The organism is Candidatus Hydrogenedentota bacterium (assembly GCA_016791475.1).
Classification (GTDB): Bacteria; Hydrogenedentota; Hydrogenedentia; order Hydrogenedentales; family JAEUWI01; genus JAEUWI01.
The window spans coordinates 26,156-44,171 of record JAEUWI010000056.1 but is presented as its reverse complement, the minus strand read 5'-3'; the positions used below and the strand labels follow the sequence as shown (position 1 = coordinate 44,171).

Genomic DNA, 18,016 nt, shown 5'->3' with positions numbered 1-18,016 from the left:
CCTACAGCCTGAAGCCTGAAGCCTGAAGCCTACAGCCTACAGCCTGAAGCCTCACTCCGCGATCACCAATTTATCCTTCGGCGGCAGGGCGGGGAATGGGGCGTGGGGTTCCACCTGATACCAATACGCCACGGAGGCCAGATCGTCTTCCAGGGGCAGGTAGCGGCCTTCGCTCTGCCAGCCCAGGCTCTGGATGGTGATCTTCAGATCCTCTTCGAAGCGCACCGGATCCGTGATGTGCCAGCGATACTGGCCGAAGCGGCGCTGGGCGCCCTCGTGCTGCACGTGGTAAAAGCCGGTGTAGGGGCTGCTGAAACTCTCGTAGACGTCCTTGCCGTCCACCTGGTGGTCGTTGTAGCCGTAGGAGCCGTTAAAATAGTCTTCCTCGCCCGTGCCGCAGATTGTGGGGAAGTCCGTGTCGCCGTCCAGGTAAAACTTGATCTCCCCCTCGCCCCACCAGCCGGGGCTGTTCGCGCCGTGAGCCAGATAGGTGCCCACATAGTTTCCCCTGCCCTTGATTCCGTCCACGATGGTGTAGACCTCCTTGGCGGGCAGCGGGTTGGTCCGGCGGAACTGGGCGTGGAAGTAGGGCGTGTCTTTTTCTACCTTTTCCAGGGAATAGTCGATCTGGTAGTACACCGTCGCCTTCTTTTCACCCAGGTTTTCCATGGTTACTTTGGCGCTCTTGTTGAAGGGCATCTGCCAGTAGCTGTTGAAGCCACTGCGGGGGTTCACGCACATCGCCAGCGAGGTGATGCGCGGTTCCTTGCCCATGCCCCAGCCCGCCGCGAAGAAATCGCCCACGGGCACCTCCACGGAGGGCGTTTCCTCGCCGTCCCAGTAGAAGCGCAGGATCATGAGGCGATAATCGCCCACCGGCGTCATCCAGATGTGATTGATAATGCCGGACTCGTTGATCTCGCCCAGGGTGAAGGTGGCGCCGGGCTCGATGTGAACGTAGGGGTTCACCTTCCAGCCCTGGCCCAGCTCCCGGGCGGCGCGCTGGGCCGTGCCCTCTTCGAGCGTGGCCATGCCGCCTTTCCCCTTTTCGCCGGTGAAATTTTCCGGGCTGATGGAGCGGGTCTTCGCGTCCTTGAGCTGGTAGAGATGGTCGAGTCCGGTGGCCTGGGCGTGCACGAGTGTTACTCCGAAGGCGAGGGTGACTAGGGCAATTGCGATACGTTTCATGGTTCAGTTCTCCCCGATGGGTTAAGCGTTCGACGATGATTGTAGATCGCGCGCGACAGTCAGGCAAGTGGAAAGAAGAGAATTCAACGAACGCCAGTGCGGCCCCCAGTACCCGAATTTGCCGGAAAAAGCCTCCATATGATAGTATTTCAGCATGAGGAGGTGCGGTGGCAAGGGAGACGGACCGAGACGGTCACGCCCCCGATTTGGGAGAATCGATGCCCCCCCGGCACCACGGCGACTCCATGCAACGGTTGCCGGGTGGCCTCCTTCGACTCAGGGATGCGGCGGCCGAGACCGGCCCCGCACGTCGGGAAATACCTTACAAGCCCGCAACACCGCTACCCGGCTCCCAGGACTTATCCATGTCAAATCCGAACGCGACCCGCGACTACAGCATCAATACCCTTCGCGCCTTCGCGATTTTTATCGTCGTGCTCTATCACGCCGTCCTGGCGGACGCCGAAAAGGCCGACCGCTTCTACTTCGAGTTTGAAATACTCATCCGCTATATTCCCCTGGAGATTTTCACCGCCGTCTCCGGCTACCTCTATGCGATCCGGCCCGTTGGCCGGGGCGACATCGCCCGATCACTCCGGGTCAAAGCGCGCCGCCTCCTCCTGCCCCTCGTCACCATGACCACCGTGCTCCTGCTCATGCGCCTCGTCATGCCCGGCGTCAACAAAGTCCCCGGCTGGGGCGACGTGCTCCGGGCCTACGCCTTCCGATTCGAGCACCTCTGGTACCTCCAATCCCTCTTCCTCATCTTCGTCGTCATCGCCATCATCGACGGCTTCGCCCTGATCCGCAACGCCCGCGCCTGCGCCGTCCTCATCGTCGCGTGGTACGTCGTCTCCCTCGCCCTCCCCCTCAACAGCTTCTTCGGCTACGCCGGTCTCGTCCAGCTCATGCCCTACTTCCTCGCGGGCTACGCCCTCCGCCGCTGGCCCGAACTGCTCCACGGTCGCGCCGCCGCGGCCATCGCCTGGGGCTGCTTCGCCGGGGGCATGCTCCTGGAGCAGCTCGACGCCCGAGGCATCCTGCCCCTGCCCGATTTCATCGTGCTGAAGTGGGGGGTGCTCAACCTCGTCACCGGCTGCGCCTTCTGCGCCCTCGCCTTCCGCTACCGGCGCGAAGTGCCCGGCCTCGGCCCCATCGGCAACGCCACTTTCTCCATCTACATCTTCCACACCATCGGCATGGCCGTGGCCAACCGCCTCGCCGGCCTCACCCCGTGGGACGAAGGCGTCGCCGGACTCATCGTCCTCAAGGTCTCCCTCGGCATGTTCATGCCCATCGCCCTGGAAATGGGGATCCGCCGCAGCCACCTCCTGAGCACCCTCTTCCTCGGCGAAGCCTGGAAAGCAAAATGGCCCGCCGGGCTCGCCCGGACGAACTCGGCAACCTCCGGTACGCCGTCGCAGTAGTAGTACACGGCCCCATCCGACACCGAGACGCCGTCGAAGTACACATCCAGGTTGTAGACATCTTCGGCAGTCGCATAAACGCCCGCCTCCACCAGGAATTCCCCCAAGTCCGCGAGGAGATCCAGCGCCTTCAGCCCAGGACGGTCCAGAAAGGTGGCGATGACGTTGGTGGAAGCGCCAATCATGGGAATGTCGCGTGATTCCGACACCACAAACTCCGCTGGACAAGCGCTGCCCATCGTGGAAGTAGCAGCCTACTGTGGGTAGCGCCTGCACGCGTAGGACCGAAATTTGAAAGGGCGGGCAACTGCCCGCTTACGGGGAGGGTTGATGGACCTCCCCTTTAGATTAGGATCGGACGTTGCAGTGGTGGACGGGGAAACAATTATGAGGTATGGGTTTAGGGAGATGGCGGAAACCCGTTACTCAGGACGCCGAAGCCATGTACTGCCGCCCCCTCGCGGCACATACTTCCCGGTTCAAAAGGGGCGATGTTAGAAATGGTTTCCCAAGCAAATTCTCAAGGCGCGTTCAAGAAGTCCTTTTTATAGGTGGCTGTCCCCGTTTTATGGCTTGCTATATGTCGACCAGGAATGGTCAACCTCCTTTGGCGCGCCGTTTGTAGTGAATTCCTCACAAAGTGGAGCCTCCTGCGGCTTTCCGCGCCGGGGTGGCCCCTGAGTGGCAACTGCCCCTCGGGATCGTGCACAGTGGACGCATGGCCCGTGCGGCCCCGTGTGCTGTTCCGGGCCGGGGTCATGGGAGATTCATCGTGGGAACCTTTCACTCCTTTCGCGTGCTTGTTGCCGGTGTCGTTCTGGTGCTGGCCTTCATTGCAATCGCTCTTCGCGCCGCTGCGGAGCCTGATCCCCTTGCGCCGACGGACGATGATCTGGCGGCGGTGCTGGCGGCGGCGGATCCGGTTTGGGAGCGGTTGCCGGGAGACTGGTGGGAGGCGCCTTACCTGGGCAATGGCATGCTGGGGGCCACGGTCCGCGCGCTGGATGATCACCATGTGGCGTGGCAGGTGGGCCGGAGCGATGTGGAAGATCATCGCGTCATGAACTACGGCATGGGGCGGCTGCCTATCGGTCAGTTTGTATTGGAGACGAAGGGCGCGTTGACCGGGTGCGATCTGCGCCTGGATCTGCTGCGAGGTGAACTCGTGGGCACGATCCGCACCAGCGAAGGAGAAATCGCGGTGCGTTCCCTGGTCCACGGCTCAGCCATGGCCATGGTGGTGCGCTGGAAGGGCACGGGGGCCGAAGCGAGCGCGTCGTGGACGTGGAAGGCGAGCGAGGCCGTTCATCCGCGCCTGGCGATCAAGCCCGACCCTTCCTACGCAAAATCCTGGACGCCGAATCCCGCGGGTTACCTGACCGAGGTGGCCGGCCTGCCGGTCTGGGTGCAGCCCCTGAGCGAAGGGGGCTACGCCACGGCGTGGCGCGAGGGCGAGGAGGACGGATGGCGAACGTTATTCGCGAGCACCCAGTACGCCTGGCCCGGAGAGCCCGCCGTGATTGCCCGGAGCGCGGCCGATGCCGTCCGGGCGACTTCGGCGCTGCCCTGGGCGGACTTTGTGAACAGCCATCAGGCGGCCTGGCGCGACCACTACCAGCAGAGCTTTCTCTCCCTGCCTGATTCGTGGTGGCAGAGCTTTTACTGGAACCAGATCTACAAGATCCGTGCGGCGACCCGCCGGGACGGGGTAATCCTCGGCATTATGGGACCCTGGGACCAGCCGACGCCGTGGCCGGGCATCTGGTGGAACCTCAACGTCCAGTTGACCTACTGGCCCCTCTACACCTCGAATCACCTCGAACTGGCCGAGCCCCTGCCCAACAGCCTCCGTGACTATCTCCCGAATCTTATCGCCAATGTTCTGCCCGAATATCGGGAGGACTCGGCGGGCCTCTACCGATCCACCACGGCGCGCCTCACCGGCGGCACCTTCTATCCGAGTCTGGTGGAGCGTCCCGGCGATGCGGGGGATCCCGAGGTGGGCAACCTGCTCTGGGCCTGTCACAATGTGTGGCTGCATTACCGCATGAATCTCGATGATGGGCTCCTGCGCGACACGCTCTATCCGGTGCTGCGCCGCGCGGTGAACTATCACCGCCATTTCCTGGAGGAAGGGGCGGACGGCAAGCTGCATCTGCCGCGCACGCGTTCGCCGGAATACAAGACAGGGCCTGACTGCAACTATGATCTCGCGCTGCTGCGGTGGGGCGTGGAGACGCTGATGAAAATTGACGCGCGGCTGGGCACGGGCGATCCCCTGGCGCCCGCCTGGCGGGACATCGCGGCGCGCCTGACGCCCTTCCCCGAGGGAGAGGAGGGTTTTCTCATCGCCCGGGATGTGCCGCTGGACTCCAGCCACCGCCATTACTCCCACCTGCTCATGGTCTATCCGCTGTATCAGGTCAATGTAGAGCAGACCGATGGCCGGGCGCGCATTCTCCGCTCGCTCGAACACTGGCACCACTTCCCCGAGGCCCTCTTCGGCTATTCCTTCACGGGCGGGGCCTCCATTGCCGCCGCCATCGGCGATGGCGACCGCGCCCTCGGCTACCTCAACGGCCTCAAGCGCTTCATCGAACCGAACACCATGTATCGCGAGGCCGGACCGGTCATCGAGACGCCCCTCTCCGCCGCCCAGTCCATCCACGACATGCTGCTGCAAAGCTGGGATGGGCCGGACGGTCCGCTGATCCGGATTTTCCCCGCCGTACCGGGCGCGTGGACCGATGGCACCTTTTACCAGTGGCGTGCCGAGGGCGCGTTTCTCGTGAGTGCCGCGCGCGAGAAGGGAAAGACGGTCTGGGTGCAGGTGACGAGTCTGGCGGGCGAGCCCTGCCGAATACGGGCCGAATTCAGCGGACCGCCGCGCGTCTCCGGGATCGATGGGAAAGTCCTCACCACTCTGGGTGAGCATTGCTTCGCGCTTGCCCTGAAAAAGGGAGACACGGCGCTGTTGATCGATCCGGCGCTTGCGGACGAGCCCCGTGTGGCACCCGTGGCCGGCTCCCTGTCGGAAACTGCAATCTTCGGACTTAAGCTTAGCCCGTGAAGTGTGACATCTACCGGACGGGGGTATTTCCCTTCAGGTAGTCGTCGTTCAACTGCCAGAAATTGTCCATCAGTGGAACGAGCGGGCGACCATTTTCCGCGCCGGGCTCTTTGTCGTCGCGCAAGAGCAGGATCACATCGGAACTTGCGCCGGGATTGATCCAGAAATAGGCGTGGCCGGTGATGTCGCTTTCCACGTTCACATCGATAAAATTCATGTTGGGCAGGCTGGCGATGGCGGCGCGATCCCGGGGACTCAGGTCCTCGAAGATAATGCTGCCGAGGCGTTTCACGCTGTCCGTAAACCAGGAGGAAATCTTCAGCGCGCGGTCACTCTCCGAGAGGTAGACCGTGAAGCGCTCCGGCACAAAGATGGTGCCCTCGGCCACCAGGGTCTGGCGGGCGGTCTGAAGGTTGAGGTCGGGCGCCGCCAGAATGATATTGCCCAGTTTGAGCGCGGTGCGCGTGTCCTGACCAGATCCGCGATACTCCAGCATGAGCTCCTTGACGGCCGTGGTGACCACTTCCGTGCCCCGGCTGTGGGCCAGAATGTGAATCTTTTCCAGTTCGGGAACGGCGGCCAGGGCGCGCAGAAACTGTTTGATGTGAAAGGTCGTAAACTCCGCCGACTCCACGTCGGAGGTGTATCCCCGCAACCCGCCGTGGCCCGCGGGCCAGGTGTAAATCAGCGGTACGCCGGGTCGGCCCATGAAGTGCCACACCTGGGCCATGGTCAGGGCCGCATGGTGAAACTGGTTGTTGTAGCCGTGGACGAAGACAAAGGCTTCCTTGCGTGCGGCGTCCGCGAGTTCCTGGGACACCAGGCCGGCGAAATCCGCCGCGGCCTCCTCCTGTGAAGGGCCGGCGGTGAGGGCGCCATTCTCCATTCGCCACGCGCCGGAAGCGGCGGGAAAACGGCCCAACTGGCGCGTGTGGGTCAACTCGGGCACAAAGCGATGGTTGCGCTGCCGCGTGAGGCTGGCGTCGTGGAGCTCTTCCCAGGTGACCCCCTCGCCCAGCGTCACCGTGGCGCGGCCATAGAAGAGGTGGTCGTCATTCTCGTGGCCGTACTGATTGCCGGTACCCTGGCGCTTCTTCGGATCCACCTCCAACTCCGGGGAACGGTCGGTGGCGTAAACGAGATTCACATCCACCGTCTTCCGGGTCGCGGGCAGGTCCGCAAAGGGATCCTCCCCGGAAACGAGGTAGAGATTGGGGGTCTTCATCAGGCCCGTGTGCTCGCAGCCGGTCGCCCCGAAAAGTATCGGGAGCAGGGTGAGCAGCAGCGCCGGGCTATTTCTGTAGGATCGTGGGAAAGGGTTCATGGCCGAGATTATAATGACCAGGGCGGGGGAAGTCTAGGGGGGAGGCCTGCCGTGCGCCGATCGGACGGATCAGACCGATCCGTCCAATCCGATCCGTCCAATCCGTCTGATCGGTTCGATGTGTGACCCTTACCCCGCCGCCACCTCCCCCGCGCTTTCACCGGTCGCGGTCTCTGGCGACTTCGAGCGCTTCAGCAACTGTTGCAGCTTTTCCATGTAGATGTAGAAGCAGGGCGTGACATAGAGCGTGATGACCTGGGAGAAGAGCAATCCGCCCACGACCGCAAGACCCAGGGGCTGGCGCGATTCGGCGCCCGCGCCGTGGCCCATGGCGATGGGCAGCGTGCCCATGAGCGCGGCCATGGTGGTCATCATGATGGGGCGAAAGCGAACGATGCACGCGTCGTAGATGGCTTCCGCCGGGGGCACGTTGCGCTCGCGCTGAGCCTCCAGGGCAAAGTCCACCATCATGATGGCGTTTTTCTTCACAATGCCGATGAGCAGGATGAGGCCCACGAGGGAAAAGAGGTTCAGGTCCATCCCGAACAAGTGCAGGGTCAGCAGGGCGCCTACGCCGGCCGAGGGCAACCCGGACAGAATCGTGATAGGGTGGATGAAGCTCTCATACAGGATCCCGAGCACAATATAGATGATGACGATCGCCGCCAGTATGAGAATATTCAATCCCACCATGGAAGACTCGAAGGCCTGGGCCGTGCCCTGAAAGCTGGTGGAAATGCCCTCGGGCAGAATCTCCGCCGCGGCCTCGTTGACGAGTGTGACGGCGTCGCCCAGGGAGTAGCCCGGCTCCAGATTGAAAGAAACCGTGACTGCCGGAAACTGGCCGAGGTGGTTTACGGTCAAGGGCCCCACGGTCTTTTCGATCGTGGAGATGGTGCTCAAGGGCACGAGGGTCCCGTCGGAAGCGCGGACGTAGAGCATCTCCAGCGAGGACGGGTCCTTCTGAAGCTCTGGAAGCACTTCCATGATCACGTTGTACTGGTTGTTGGGCGCGTAGATTGTGGAGATCTGGCGCGCGCCATAGGCGGTGTACAGGGCGTTTTGAACCTGCTGCATGGAGACGCCCAGCGAAGCGGCCTTCTCCCGGTCCACCCCCATGTGCACCTGGGGATTTGAGATCTGCAGATCGCTGGACACGTCGCGGAAGCCCGGGAGGGTCTTCAGGCGCTCCTCCAGCTTCGGGGCGTACTCGTACAACTGGTCGGTGTCGAGGCCCTGGAGTGTGAACTGATAGAGGCTCTTGGTCGTCTGGCCGCCCACGTTGATCGCGGGCCGGTTCTGGATGAACACCCGGATGCCCGGCACGGCGGCGAGGTCTTTCCGCAGCCGCTTCATCACATCGTCAATCGTGTCGCGCTCGCCCCGGGGCTTCAGGGTGATAAACATGCGGCCCGCATTGCCCGAAGCGTTTGGACCGCCCGCGCCCACGGAGGAGGAGAAGCCGGCCACGGCGGGATCGGCCGCCACGATGGCGGCGAGCTTCTGCTGGTGCGCCTTCATATCCTCGAAGGAAATCCCCTGGGCGCCTTCCGTAATGGCAACGAGCTGGTTCAGGTCTTCCGCGGGCATGAAGCCTTTGGGCATGCTGGAAAACATCCATACCGTGAGGCCGATCAGCGGAATCAGGCTGAATACGGTGAGCAGCTTGAAGCGCATGGAAAGGCGGAGCGTCCAGGCGTACACCGCGAGCATGGCATCAAAAAAGCGCTCCAGCGTGTTGTACAGCACGCCGTGGGGCGCGTGTTCATAATCGCGGAGGAAGCGGCTGCACATCATGGGGGTCAGGGTCAGTGACACGAAACCGGAAATTAGAATCGCCATGCTGATGGTGATGGCGAACTCGTGGAGCAGCCGCCCCACGATGCCGCCCATGAAGAGCACGGGGATAAACACCGCCACGAGCGAGATGGTCATGGAGATAATGGTGAAGCCGATTTCCTTCGAGCCCTTCAGCGCGGCTTCCATGGGGGACTCGCCCTTTTCCATGTGGCGCACGATATTCTCGATCATGACGATGGCATCGTCCACGACAAAGCCCACCGAAAGGGTGAGGGCCATGAGGGACAGGTTGTCGATGCTGAAGTTCATCAAGTACATCGCCGCGAAGGAACCAACGATGGAAAGCACCAGCGCCAGCGTGGGGATGACCGTGGCCGTGAGGTTGCGCAGGAACAGAAAGATCACCATCACCACGAGGGCCACGGTGAGGACAAAGGTAAACTGCACATCGGCCACGGAGGCGCGAATGGCCTGGGATCGATCATAGAGCACGTTCAGCTTGACGGAAGGCGGCAACACGCTTTCGAACTCCGGCATGAGCCCCTTGATCGCGTCCACGATCTGAATCGTGTTCGTGCCGGGCTGGCGCTGCACCGCCAGGATCACGCCGCGCGTGTCGTTGTACCAGCTCGCGATCTTGTCGTTCTCGACGGCGTCGACCACGCGTCCCACATCCCGCAGGTACACCGGTGCGCCATCGCGCCAGGTCACGATGATGGGTTCGAAGGCCTTCGCCTCCATCAGCTCGCCGCTGGTCTCGATGGTATAGGACTGGTGCGCGCCGTGGAGGGTGCCCGTCGGCAGGTTCGTGTTCGCCCCTTGGATCGCCTGACTCACCTCGTCCACCCCGATGCCCCGCGTCGCCAGCTTGTGGGGATCCACCTGGACACGCACGGCGTACTTCTGCGAACCGTAGATCTGCACCTGGGCCACACCGGGCAGCATGGAAATGCGCTGCGACACCATGGTCTGGGCGTACTCGTCCACTTGGGAAAGGGGCAACAGGGGCGAGTTCAGCGTGAGGAAAATAATTGGCTGGTCCGCCGGGTTCAGCTTGCGCAGCGAGGGTGGATTCGGCATGTCGCGCGGAAGCTGGCGGAGTGACTGGGTGATGGCGGACTGGATATCCTGCGCGGCGGCGTCGATATCGCGATTCAGATCAAACTGAACCGTGATACTCGTCGATCCCAGGGCGTTCACCGAGGTCATGGAGGTCACGCCGGCAATGGTGGAGAACTGGCGCTCCAGCGGCGTGGCCACCGACGAAGCCATGGTCTCCGGACTCGCGCCGGGCAGGCTCGCGTTCACCGACAGCGTGGGGAAGTCTACATTGGGCAGATCGCTCACCGGCATGGCGCGATACCCCGCGATACCGACGAGCAGGATACCCACCATGACGAGGGTGGTCATGACCGGGCGGTGGATGAAGAGGGCCGAGGTGTTCATCCCGCGGGAATCTCCGCAGGCTGATCGCCATCCAGCACGCGCACCGGGCTGCCCGGCGCCACGCGCAGGTGTCCCTCGGTGATCACTCGGTCGCCCGGTTGCAGGCCTTCATCGACCACGGCGAGTCCATCGTGGGTGATACCCGCCTTGATGGGGCGCATTTCGGCCTTTTCTTCCGCCGTGACCAGGTAGACGTAGGCGCCATCCTGACCGGTCTGCACGGCCTCCGCCGGTACCGTGGTGCAATTGTCCTGGAAGCCCAGGCCCACGCGCACGCCCAGGTATTGACCCGGCCAGAGCACTTCATTCTGATTCTCAAATTCGGCCTTGAGGCGTATGGTGCTGGTGACGGTATCGACCTGGTTGTCGATGAACACCAGTCGCCCCGTGATCGGCTCCATGGCGGAGTCGGGGGCCGCCGCATAGACGGGCACTTCACCCGCAGCCATGGCCTGCCGCAGCGCGGGCAGATGATGCTCCGGAACCGTGAAGGTCACATACATGGGCGCGGTCTGGGTGATGATGACCAGCGGCTCGCTTGCATTGGCACTCACCAGATTGCCGCGATGGGCCATGAGGCTGCCCGTGCGCCCCTCCAGAGGAGCAACAATCGTACAATAGGACAGGTTCAGCTTCGCCACCTCGACCGCGGCCTCGGCCGCCCGAATATTTTCGCCGCTGGAGCGGACCGCGGCGGCGACGGCGACGGCGGAAGCCTTCAGCGCGTCCGCGGCGGTTTGGGACTGGTCGAACTCTTCCTGTGTGACGATTTCCCGGGCAAGCAGCGTTTTGTTGCGTTCCAGTTCCACCGCGGCGTTCTTCGCCTTCACTTCGTTTTCGTGCAGGTTGGCCTCGGCCTGGCTCCGCAGGGCCCTGGCACGGGCCACGTTGGCCTCCGCTTCCGCCAGCGCCGCCTCAAAGGGGCGGGAATCGATTCGGAAGAGGGGCTGGCCCTGGGTAACGCGCTCTCCCTCGGCAAAGAGTACCTCGATGATTTCGCCCGAGACTTGCGCCTTCAATTCGATGGTGGAGAGGGGCTCCGCCGTGCCGAAGGCGCTCAGCTCGACGGGCACCCGATTGGTTTCCGCCAGGGCCGCATGCACGGGGGCCGGCTGGTTCGCGCCGGGAGGTGGGCCGCCCGCCTTCTTCTGGCCGGGACAGCCCGCCAGGGGGAGTAGCGCCATGGCGCCGAGGGAGCCCGTGATGACAATCTTATTCCACTTCATCGGTCAAACTTTCCTGTTGCTTGTCCCGCCCGGATATGCCGTCCAGGGCGATGCCCCGGCGCTCGAGGAGGGTGCCCTCGGCGGCGTAAAGTTCCGTCAACGCTTCAATGTAGCGGACCCGCGCCGTCGCATCGTCCACCTGGGACTGGATCAGGTCGCGTTGCACCTGCAGCACGTCCAGGTTGGTTGCCTTGCCCACCTCGTGGCGACCCTCGATTACACGCACCGCTTCACGGCGGCTTAACACAGCCTCCGCAGTGGCGGCAAGGCGCTCCCACTGGCGCTCGACTTCCACCATGGCCTGTCGCACATCCGCCGCGATCTCTTCTTCCAACTGGGTGATATAGCCCGCGCCCCGCTCTTGCGAAAGTTGCGCCCTGAGGTGACGGGCGCGCTCCGCCCGGTTGAAGAGGGCCATCTCAAACTGAAGGCCCACACTATACGTGTCCTCATCCGAACTTGAGGTATTCGACGAAGTGGCGCTTTCGCCGCCGCTCGCCCCTTCATATTCTCCGACCAGATTGAGCTGAGGAAGTCGGCCATTGCGCGTCCGCACCACATCCAGCTCCAGGTTCGCCAGCGTCAGCCGGGCCTGGGCAAGCTCGGGCCGGTAAAGGAGTGCAAGGTCCTCGCTCTCGTCGGCATTCAGCGCCACCTCCACCACTTCGGCCTCATCCTGGGGTTCGAAGCCGACTTCCCAGCGCGGCGCGGACTCCGGATGCATCAGGCGAATCAGTTCGATACTCTGCGACTTCAACGCGGCCTGCGCATCCACCAGATCGGCCTGTCGCGCCAGGCGTTCCGCGCGGGCCGTCATCACGTCGCCCCCGAGGGCCTTGCCCACGGACTCCAGTTCTTCTTCCCGCTTCATCTGATCATTGGCCAGGGTCACGCCAAACGCGCGAATCGCGAGAACCTCCTTCGCCAGCGCCAATTCCCAGTAGGCCCGCTCCGTTTCACGCACCACGTCGAGCACCGCCCGGCGAAACTCGTGCTCCGACTGGGCTGCGATGTTTCTTGCCTGACGCAGCGCGGCAAGATTGGTTTCCATGCCCGCGCCGCGAAGGAGGGGCTGGGAAACGCCTGCGGTCCATGTGTGCTGAGACGAATCGCCACCGGGATTATGGTCCAGCGTTGTGCCCGCGCCGGTGAGGAAAAGCAGCGTGCCCGTGGGGAGAAACTGCTGCACTTCTACCGAGCCCGAGTTACCCACGACCGTGCTGTCGTTGTCCCCGTTCAGCGCGTCGATCGATTCGTTCAACCGCTGCACACTGGCCAGCAAATCGGCCACATTGTCCGGCGTCAACTGTTTGCTGGCGGTGGTTCCGCCTGAAGTGGCGGTTCCCGTGCTGCTGAAACCCAGGCTCTGACGCGTGCCGCGCCCCCGGGATATCTGCGCCAGGAGGCGCGGATCAAAAACCGCGCGGTTCTCGTCGATGTACGTTGCGTCTATTTCCGGGCCGAAGCGCGCCACTTCGATGCGCCGGTTGTTCAGCAAGGTCGTGAGAATGGCGCCATCCCGCGTCAGCGTCACCGGGCCGGAGAGCTCCGCCGGAAGCGCCAGGGATTCCGCCCGCGATTCGAGCGAGGCCGGCGCCTCGATGGCGGCCTTGGCCAGTGGGGGCGGCGCGACGGTCTCCGGCGTCCAGCTTGTTTCCGTGTGCGCGCAGCCGGCCAGCATGGCGACCAGGGCGAAGGCGGCGCTCCACCTGTTCAAGTTCACAGCGCGCATGCGAGCCCCCGCGTTCCACCGCGCGCTTTTTCGTTCTCTACACCACATTCGAAGGTCCCATTGCAGAATAATTCAACCAAAACATGATGGCTCCGGTGTTCCTTTGGAAAATCCAGCAGGTCGCGCGTGCGCGTGCGCAGCATGCCCAGCAGGTACATGGCCATGACGTCCACCGGAAGATCCGGTCGCACCACACCTTCGTCTACACCCTGCTTCAGAATCTTTACTGTGGCCTCGACCAGCTTCCTGCGCCGTCGGCCCCAGCGTTGCATCAACTTGCCCTTCGCGCCGCCCGGCATCCACGCCGCCTCCGCCTGGATAATGTTGAACATCTCGATGCGACGCTCAAAGAAGGATGATACTTCTTCGCACATGGCCAGCAGCCGCTCCATGAAGGGGGCATCCGGCGCGCCATGGCGCTCCACCACTTCGCAGAGCTCGTCGAAGCCCGATGTCGCCACCTGGAAGAACAGATCGTCCTTGTCTTCGAAGTACAAGTAAATGGTGCCCTTGCCCACCTTCGCCGCCTGAGCCACCTCCTGCAAGGTGATTTCGTGAAAGCGCCGGTGCTTGAACAGTTTTTCCGCCGCGTCCAGGATGCGTTCCCGCTTGTCCCTTTTCTCCATACTCATCCCTTTCGCCAGAACTGACCGGTCAGTCTGAGATCAGAGACAATAGCAGAGCCGCGGGGGTTTCGAGAAATTCCTGGCTGCGAAGGTGCATTCGCCGTCGGGAAGAATTGCTGTCAATGAATGCGCCTCTCCACGCCGAATACGCGAAGGCGTCGGGACTATCGCACTATTAACGGTCGTTGGACCGCTTCGCCTCTTAGAGGGGCAGGTCAGAAAGCCTGGGTGAGAATTATTCCGCCTGAATGAAGCGCGATGCCCGCCGAGCGGTGGCGCTGTGTCAAAGCCCCCGTGAACCAGGTCGCGATACGCCCGGCGCGGGTGCTATGGTTATAAGATGTACGTATGAACAAGCGGGAGATGAAAACATGCTTATTCGCTCACTATTGCTCGTGACACTGGCCCTGGCCGCGTCACACGTTCACGCCGCATCCCTCTATGCCGGCGCGTCCATGCTCAGCATCACCCCGGATCGCCCCGTGGCGCTCGACGGCCAGTTGTCCACGCGAATTTCGCAGGGGGTGGAGAGCGAGTTGACCGCTTCGGCGCTCGCGCTGGAATCGCGGGATGGCGAGACGACTGTCGGCCAGGCCCTTTTTGTGGCCTGCGATCTTGTCGCGATTCGGGAAGGCGTGATCGACGAGGTGCGCGCGGCGCTGGCCCCGCGATTGCCGGGCTTCGATGTGCGGAAGATGATCCTCAGCGCGACCCACACCCACACGGCGCCGTCGCTGACGGAGGGCCACTATCTGATTGAGGTGGAGGGCGTGATGACGCCGACCGAGTACCGGGCTTTCCTGGTGGAGCGCGTGGTTCAGGTGGCGGAGTCCGCCTGGAAGTCGCTGCAACCGGCCCGGGCGGGCTGGGGGCTGGGCCACGCGGTGGTGGGCTACAACCGGCGCATGCTCAACGCGGACGGCACGGCGGTGATGTATGGGCCCGTGCAGCGCGATGATTTTCGTGGTGTGGAGGGGCCTGAGGACCACGCGGTGGAAACGCTCTTCTTTTGGGACGCGAAGGATCAGTTGATCGCTTCCACCGTGAATGTGGCCTGTCCCTCGCAGGAGGTGGAGAGCGCCATGTATGTCAATGCCGACTTCTGGGCGCCGGTGCGCGCCGGACTTCGCGCGAAGCATGGCGAGCACCTCGTGGTGCTCGGCTGGGCCAGTGCGTGCGGCGATATCTCGCCCCACATCCGCTACCGGCAGGCGGCGGAGGATCGCATGCGCGAATTGCGCGGCCTGAGCCGCCTCGACGAAATCGCCCGCCGCGTCATTCTTGCGTGGGAGGAGGCGCTCGAGGGAGCGAAGAAAGATATCAAGACTGATCCGCCCCTGAGCCACACCGTGCACGCCCTGGGCCTGCCCGAGCGGATGGTGACCAAGGAAGAGTACGAAGCGGCAATACGCGAGCGGGACGAATCCGCGAAGGACCCGAAACTCAGTCGCCGTACCGTGTGGCAGCAGCGCGTCCTCGATCGCTACGCGCGCCAGCAGGCCGAAGGTGCGAAGCCCTATCCGGTGGAGATGCATGCCGTCCGCCTGGGTGACATTGCCATCGCCACCAATCCCTTTGAGCTCTTCATGCAGTACGGCATCCAGATGAAGGCCCGGAGCAAGGCGCTCCAGACTTTCCTCATCCAGCTTGCGGGTCCCGGCACCTACGTGCCCACGCCCATCGCGGCCAAAGGGGGCGGGTACAGCGCCATCGTGCAGAGCAACGAAGTCGGCCCCGAAGGCGGCCAGATGCTGACGGACGAGACCGTGAAGGCGGTGAATGCGTTGTGGGCCGAGTGAGGTGGGGGATTCACTGTGTACCTCAGTTTATGCAGATCCGAGGCGATAAGACAGTCCATCAAAGGTCGGTCCTGACTATGATCTTGCGGAGTCCAACGATTCGAGGCGTGAGAGCCAGCGATCAAAATGGGGACACCGGTTCCGAAGCTCAACTAGACCGATTTCCCGCAGAACATTTACCGACGCGGATGGCTTCCGCCCCGCGTATTCGGGTATTCGCGCTTCGATCCGTTTGGAAGGGGCGGTGGAGGGGCCGTCATTTATGGACTCGGGATCCAAATTACCAGACTCCGCAATCAATTCCTTAATCTCCCGAACACGTCCGGGAAACTCGGAAGTCAAGGCCCCAGGCGAACTAAAGATCAGCGCCTCATACTCGTGAAGCTGTACGTAGGGAATGAACAATTTCCGGTCCAAGTCGTTGAGCTGGGCCGCGATGTCGTTCAGCAATGCATCTTCCACTGTCGCGGCCCGTTCGGGAATGTGTTTCGCCGCCGCTTGCGCCCTGCCGGGCCACGTGTATGGCATCCCGTAGTAGTCGAACATGGTCGTCACGTAGACGCGCCGCCCAGGGTTGCCCTGCCTGAGGAAATTGACAATGTCCCTTCGGGCGCGCTCCCAGCCGCAAATGCCACTCTTGTGTCCCGGCCTTCCCACGCGTGTCGCGCTGATATAAATCCCTCGCTTTGCGAAGTGCTCCGCGAGAATCTGCTCCACGAAGTTCTGCTCACTCACCCCTTCCACTACCGCGTAGAGTTCAACCAAAACGAGGCCCCCCGGCGAATACGTTCTTTTCCCAAAGTTCTCCCAGCGTGTAATTCTCAAGCCATTGCGCGTAGTCCGCGAGAGAAAGGTGTAGAAATCGGGAGGACCCATTTGCGGTGGATACCGGCCTGATATCGTCCACTTCGAAGTGGTTAACGAGCGTTTCGGATTGAGTCGCGAGGATCACTTGGGATTTGCCCGCCACACCGCGCACGAGACCGGCGAGAATCGCGAGCGCCATGGGGTGGAGGCCGAGTTCGGGTTCGTCAATGATGATCACCGGCGGCAGCAGTTCCGGGGGTTGCAGGAACAAGGTCGCCAAGGCCATGAAACGAAGTGTGCCGTCGGAAAGTTGATGGGGGCCCATGAGATGGTCGAGGCGAGTGCGATCTCTCCAATTCAGGAGGATGGAGTTCGCATTCAGTGTTGAGGGCGCCAACTCGAACCCGCCAAACTGAGGACACACCTGCTGTATCGTATGTACGATAAGCTCATAGTAGTCGCTGTGGTTCAATCTTAATCCAAAAAGGAAAGCCGCGAGATTGCCTGCGTCGCCCCTGAGACGCGCAGCGTCCTCAATATAGCTCGCTTTGCGAATGCGGGCGTTCTCTGTGGTGTCGTGAAACTGGTATGTGCGGCAACCACGCAGCAGGCGGTGGAGACCATTGTCGAACGCGCGGCTGTGGGTTCGTCCAGTACTCAAGTGGCTTTCCAGTCGCCCGGCCATTCCCGTGTCGGACGAGTCGTGCACATTCGACTTCTTGAGTCGGACCTCCCAATTTTCTATGGGAATGTTGAGCGTATCCGGCGCGGCGGCGGACATGGTCACGGTGTATCGGCTCGCAATTTCAACTGATTCGGATTCAATCGTGAACGTGAGACGGGGCGTGGCGCGCGGTCCGAAGTGAAGTAAGGACTCTGCCCCGCCATTTCTCCCCACGAAATCCTGAAGCGTACCCGTCAACATGGCATCCATCAGTCGGAAAAGGGTAACCACATTGCTCTTGCCCGCGCCATTGGCCCCCAATAGCACGGTCACATTGCTCAAGCGCATTTGGTTCCCGCCGGTCGAATCGTCCGGTGCCGACGCCGCGAATGATTTGAATCCTGAAACGGTCAGGGTAGTCAGTTTCTGATCAGGCATGTCAATTGGTTCCGTGTGCATCGAAGGTCGGGATATGGAGCCCGTGTCCCTCGTGGATATGGACGAACGTCGCTTAGTCGATCGCACGTCGGACCCCGGATATCAGCATACTCGCGCCAATTTCGGTCGCATACGCCAAGCCGTGTTTGGATTCTAACAACGGGACGGAGTTTCGTCAAGGCGCGGGCCAGCGATTCCATGCAGCTTGAACGCAAAAACCCCGAGCATCATGAATAAACACGATTCTCGGGGCTATTTACTTTAATGGTACCTGGAGAGGGGATCGAACCCGCGACCTCTGGATCCACAATCCAGCGCTCTAACCAACTGAGCTACCCAGGCCTGTCATCTACCCGTCACCCCCTGTATGCACATGGCATTTCGGGCGGTGTGAATAGAAGGCAAAGTATACGAAGCAACGGCGGGAAATTGCAAGTTTTTCTCCCCGGCCCCGGTCGGGTGTGGTGTT

General features: G+C 62.4%; 11 protein-coding genes and 1 tRNA gene. 3 read left to right on the top strand and 9 right to left on the bottom strand.

From position 1 onward, the window contains the following. Nucleotides 1–51 precede the first annotated feature (51 nt). Nucleotides 52–1,188, bottom strand: a complete 1,137-nt coding sequence (locus tag JNK74_23100) for a DUF2961 domain-containing protein (protein MBL7649075.1) — start codon at nucleotides 1,186–1,188, stop codon at nucleotides 52–54. Between the two features lie 365 nt (nucleotides 1,189–1,553). On the opposite strand from JNK74_23100, the gene JNK74_23095 reads away from it, so the two are divergent. Together JNK74_23095 and JNK74_23090 are read left to right on the top strand one after the other, a co-directional pair. Then, nucleotides 1,554–2,615, top strand: a complete 1,062-nt coding sequence (locus JNK74_23095; GenBank protein MBL7649074.1) for an acyltransferase — start codon at nucleotides 1,554–1,556, stop codon at nucleotides 2,613–2,615. A gap of 772 nt (nucleotides 2,616–3,387) precedes the next feature. Further along, nucleotides 3,388–5,685 (top strand): Tat pathway signal sequence domain protein, encoded by a 2,298-nt coding sequence (locus JNK74_23090; GenBank protein ID MBL7649073.1) that lies wholly within the window; start codon nucleotides 3,388–3,390, stop codon nucleotides 5,683–5,685. A gap of 10 nt (nucleotides 5,686–5,695) precedes the next feature. Here the strand turns inward: JNK74_23090 and JNK74_23085 are convergent, their stop codons facing one another. From JNK74_23085 to JNK74_23065, 5 genes are all read right to left on the bottom strand, one after another. Next, complete coding sequence (locus tag JNK74_23085) at nucleotides 5,696–7,009, bottom strand: alpha/beta hydrolase (GenBank protein ID MBL7649072.1); 1,314 nt, start codon at nucleotides 7,007–7,009, stop codon at nucleotides 5,696–5,698. Between the two features lie 129 nt (nucleotides 7,010–7,138). Further along, complete coding sequence (locus JNK74_23080) at nucleotides 7,139–10,255, bottom strand: efflux RND transporter permease subunit (protein ID MBL7649071.1); 3,117 nt, start codon at nucleotides 10,253–10,255, stop codon at nucleotides 7,139–7,141. After that, on the bottom strand, nucleotides 10,252–11,481 hold the full coding sequence (locus tag JNK74_23075; GenBank protein ID MBL7649070.1) for an efflux RND transporter periplasmic adaptor subunit: 1,230 nt from the start codon (nucleotides 11,479–11,481) through the stop codon (nucleotides 10,252–10,254). Before JNK74_23075 ends, JNK74_23080 begins: the two co-directional genes overlap by 4 nt. After that, nucleotides 11,468–13,213, bottom strand: a complete 1,746-nt coding sequence (locus JNK74_23070) for a TolC family protein (protein MBL7649069.1) — start codon at nucleotides 13,211–13,213, stop codon at nucleotides 11,468–11,470. Before JNK74_23070 ends, JNK74_23075 begins: the two co-directional genes overlap by 14 nt. Further along, entirely contained in the window at nucleotides 13,201–13,845 is a 645-nt protein-coding gene (locus tag JNK74_23065; GenBank protein MBL7649068.1) for a TetR/AcrR family transcriptional regulator, read from the bottom strand. Before JNK74_23065 ends, JNK74_23070 begins: the two co-directional genes overlap by 13 nt. Before the next feature lie 323 nt (nucleotides 13,846–14,168). On the opposite strand from JNK74_23065, the gene JNK74_23060 reads away from it, so the two are divergent. Next, a complete protein-coding gene (locus tag JNK74_23060; GenBank protein ID MBL7649067.1) occupies nucleotides 14,169–15,638 on the top strand; it encodes a hypothetical protein in 1,470 nt (489 codons plus the stop codon). Nucleotides 15,639–15,713: 75 nt separating this feature from the next. Here the strand turns inward: JNK74_23060 and JNK74_23055 are convergent, their stop codons facing one another. From JNK74_23055 to JNK74_23045, 3 genes are all read right to left on the bottom strand, one after another. Next, nucleotides 15,714–16,403 carry a DUF4276 family protein gene (locus JNK74_23055; protein ID MBL7649066.1) on the bottom strand — a complete coding sequence of 230 codons (690 nt, stop codon included), beginning with the start codon at nucleotides 16,401–16,403 and terminating at the stop codon, nucleotides 15,714–15,716. Next, nucleotides 16,396–17,547, bottom strand: coding sequence for an AAA family ATPase (locus JNK74_23050; GenBank protein ID MBL7649065.1), 1,152 nt, complete (start codon nucleotides 17,545–17,547; stop codon nucleotides 16,396–16,398). The genes JNK74_23055 and JNK74_23050 overlap by 8 nt, the downstream gene beginning before the upstream one ends. Nucleotides 17,548–17,812: 265 nt before the next feature. Further along, nucleotides 17,813–17,889, bottom strand: a tRNA-His gene (locus JNK74_23045). Between the last annotated feature and the right edge of the window lie 127 nt (nucleotides 17,890–18,016).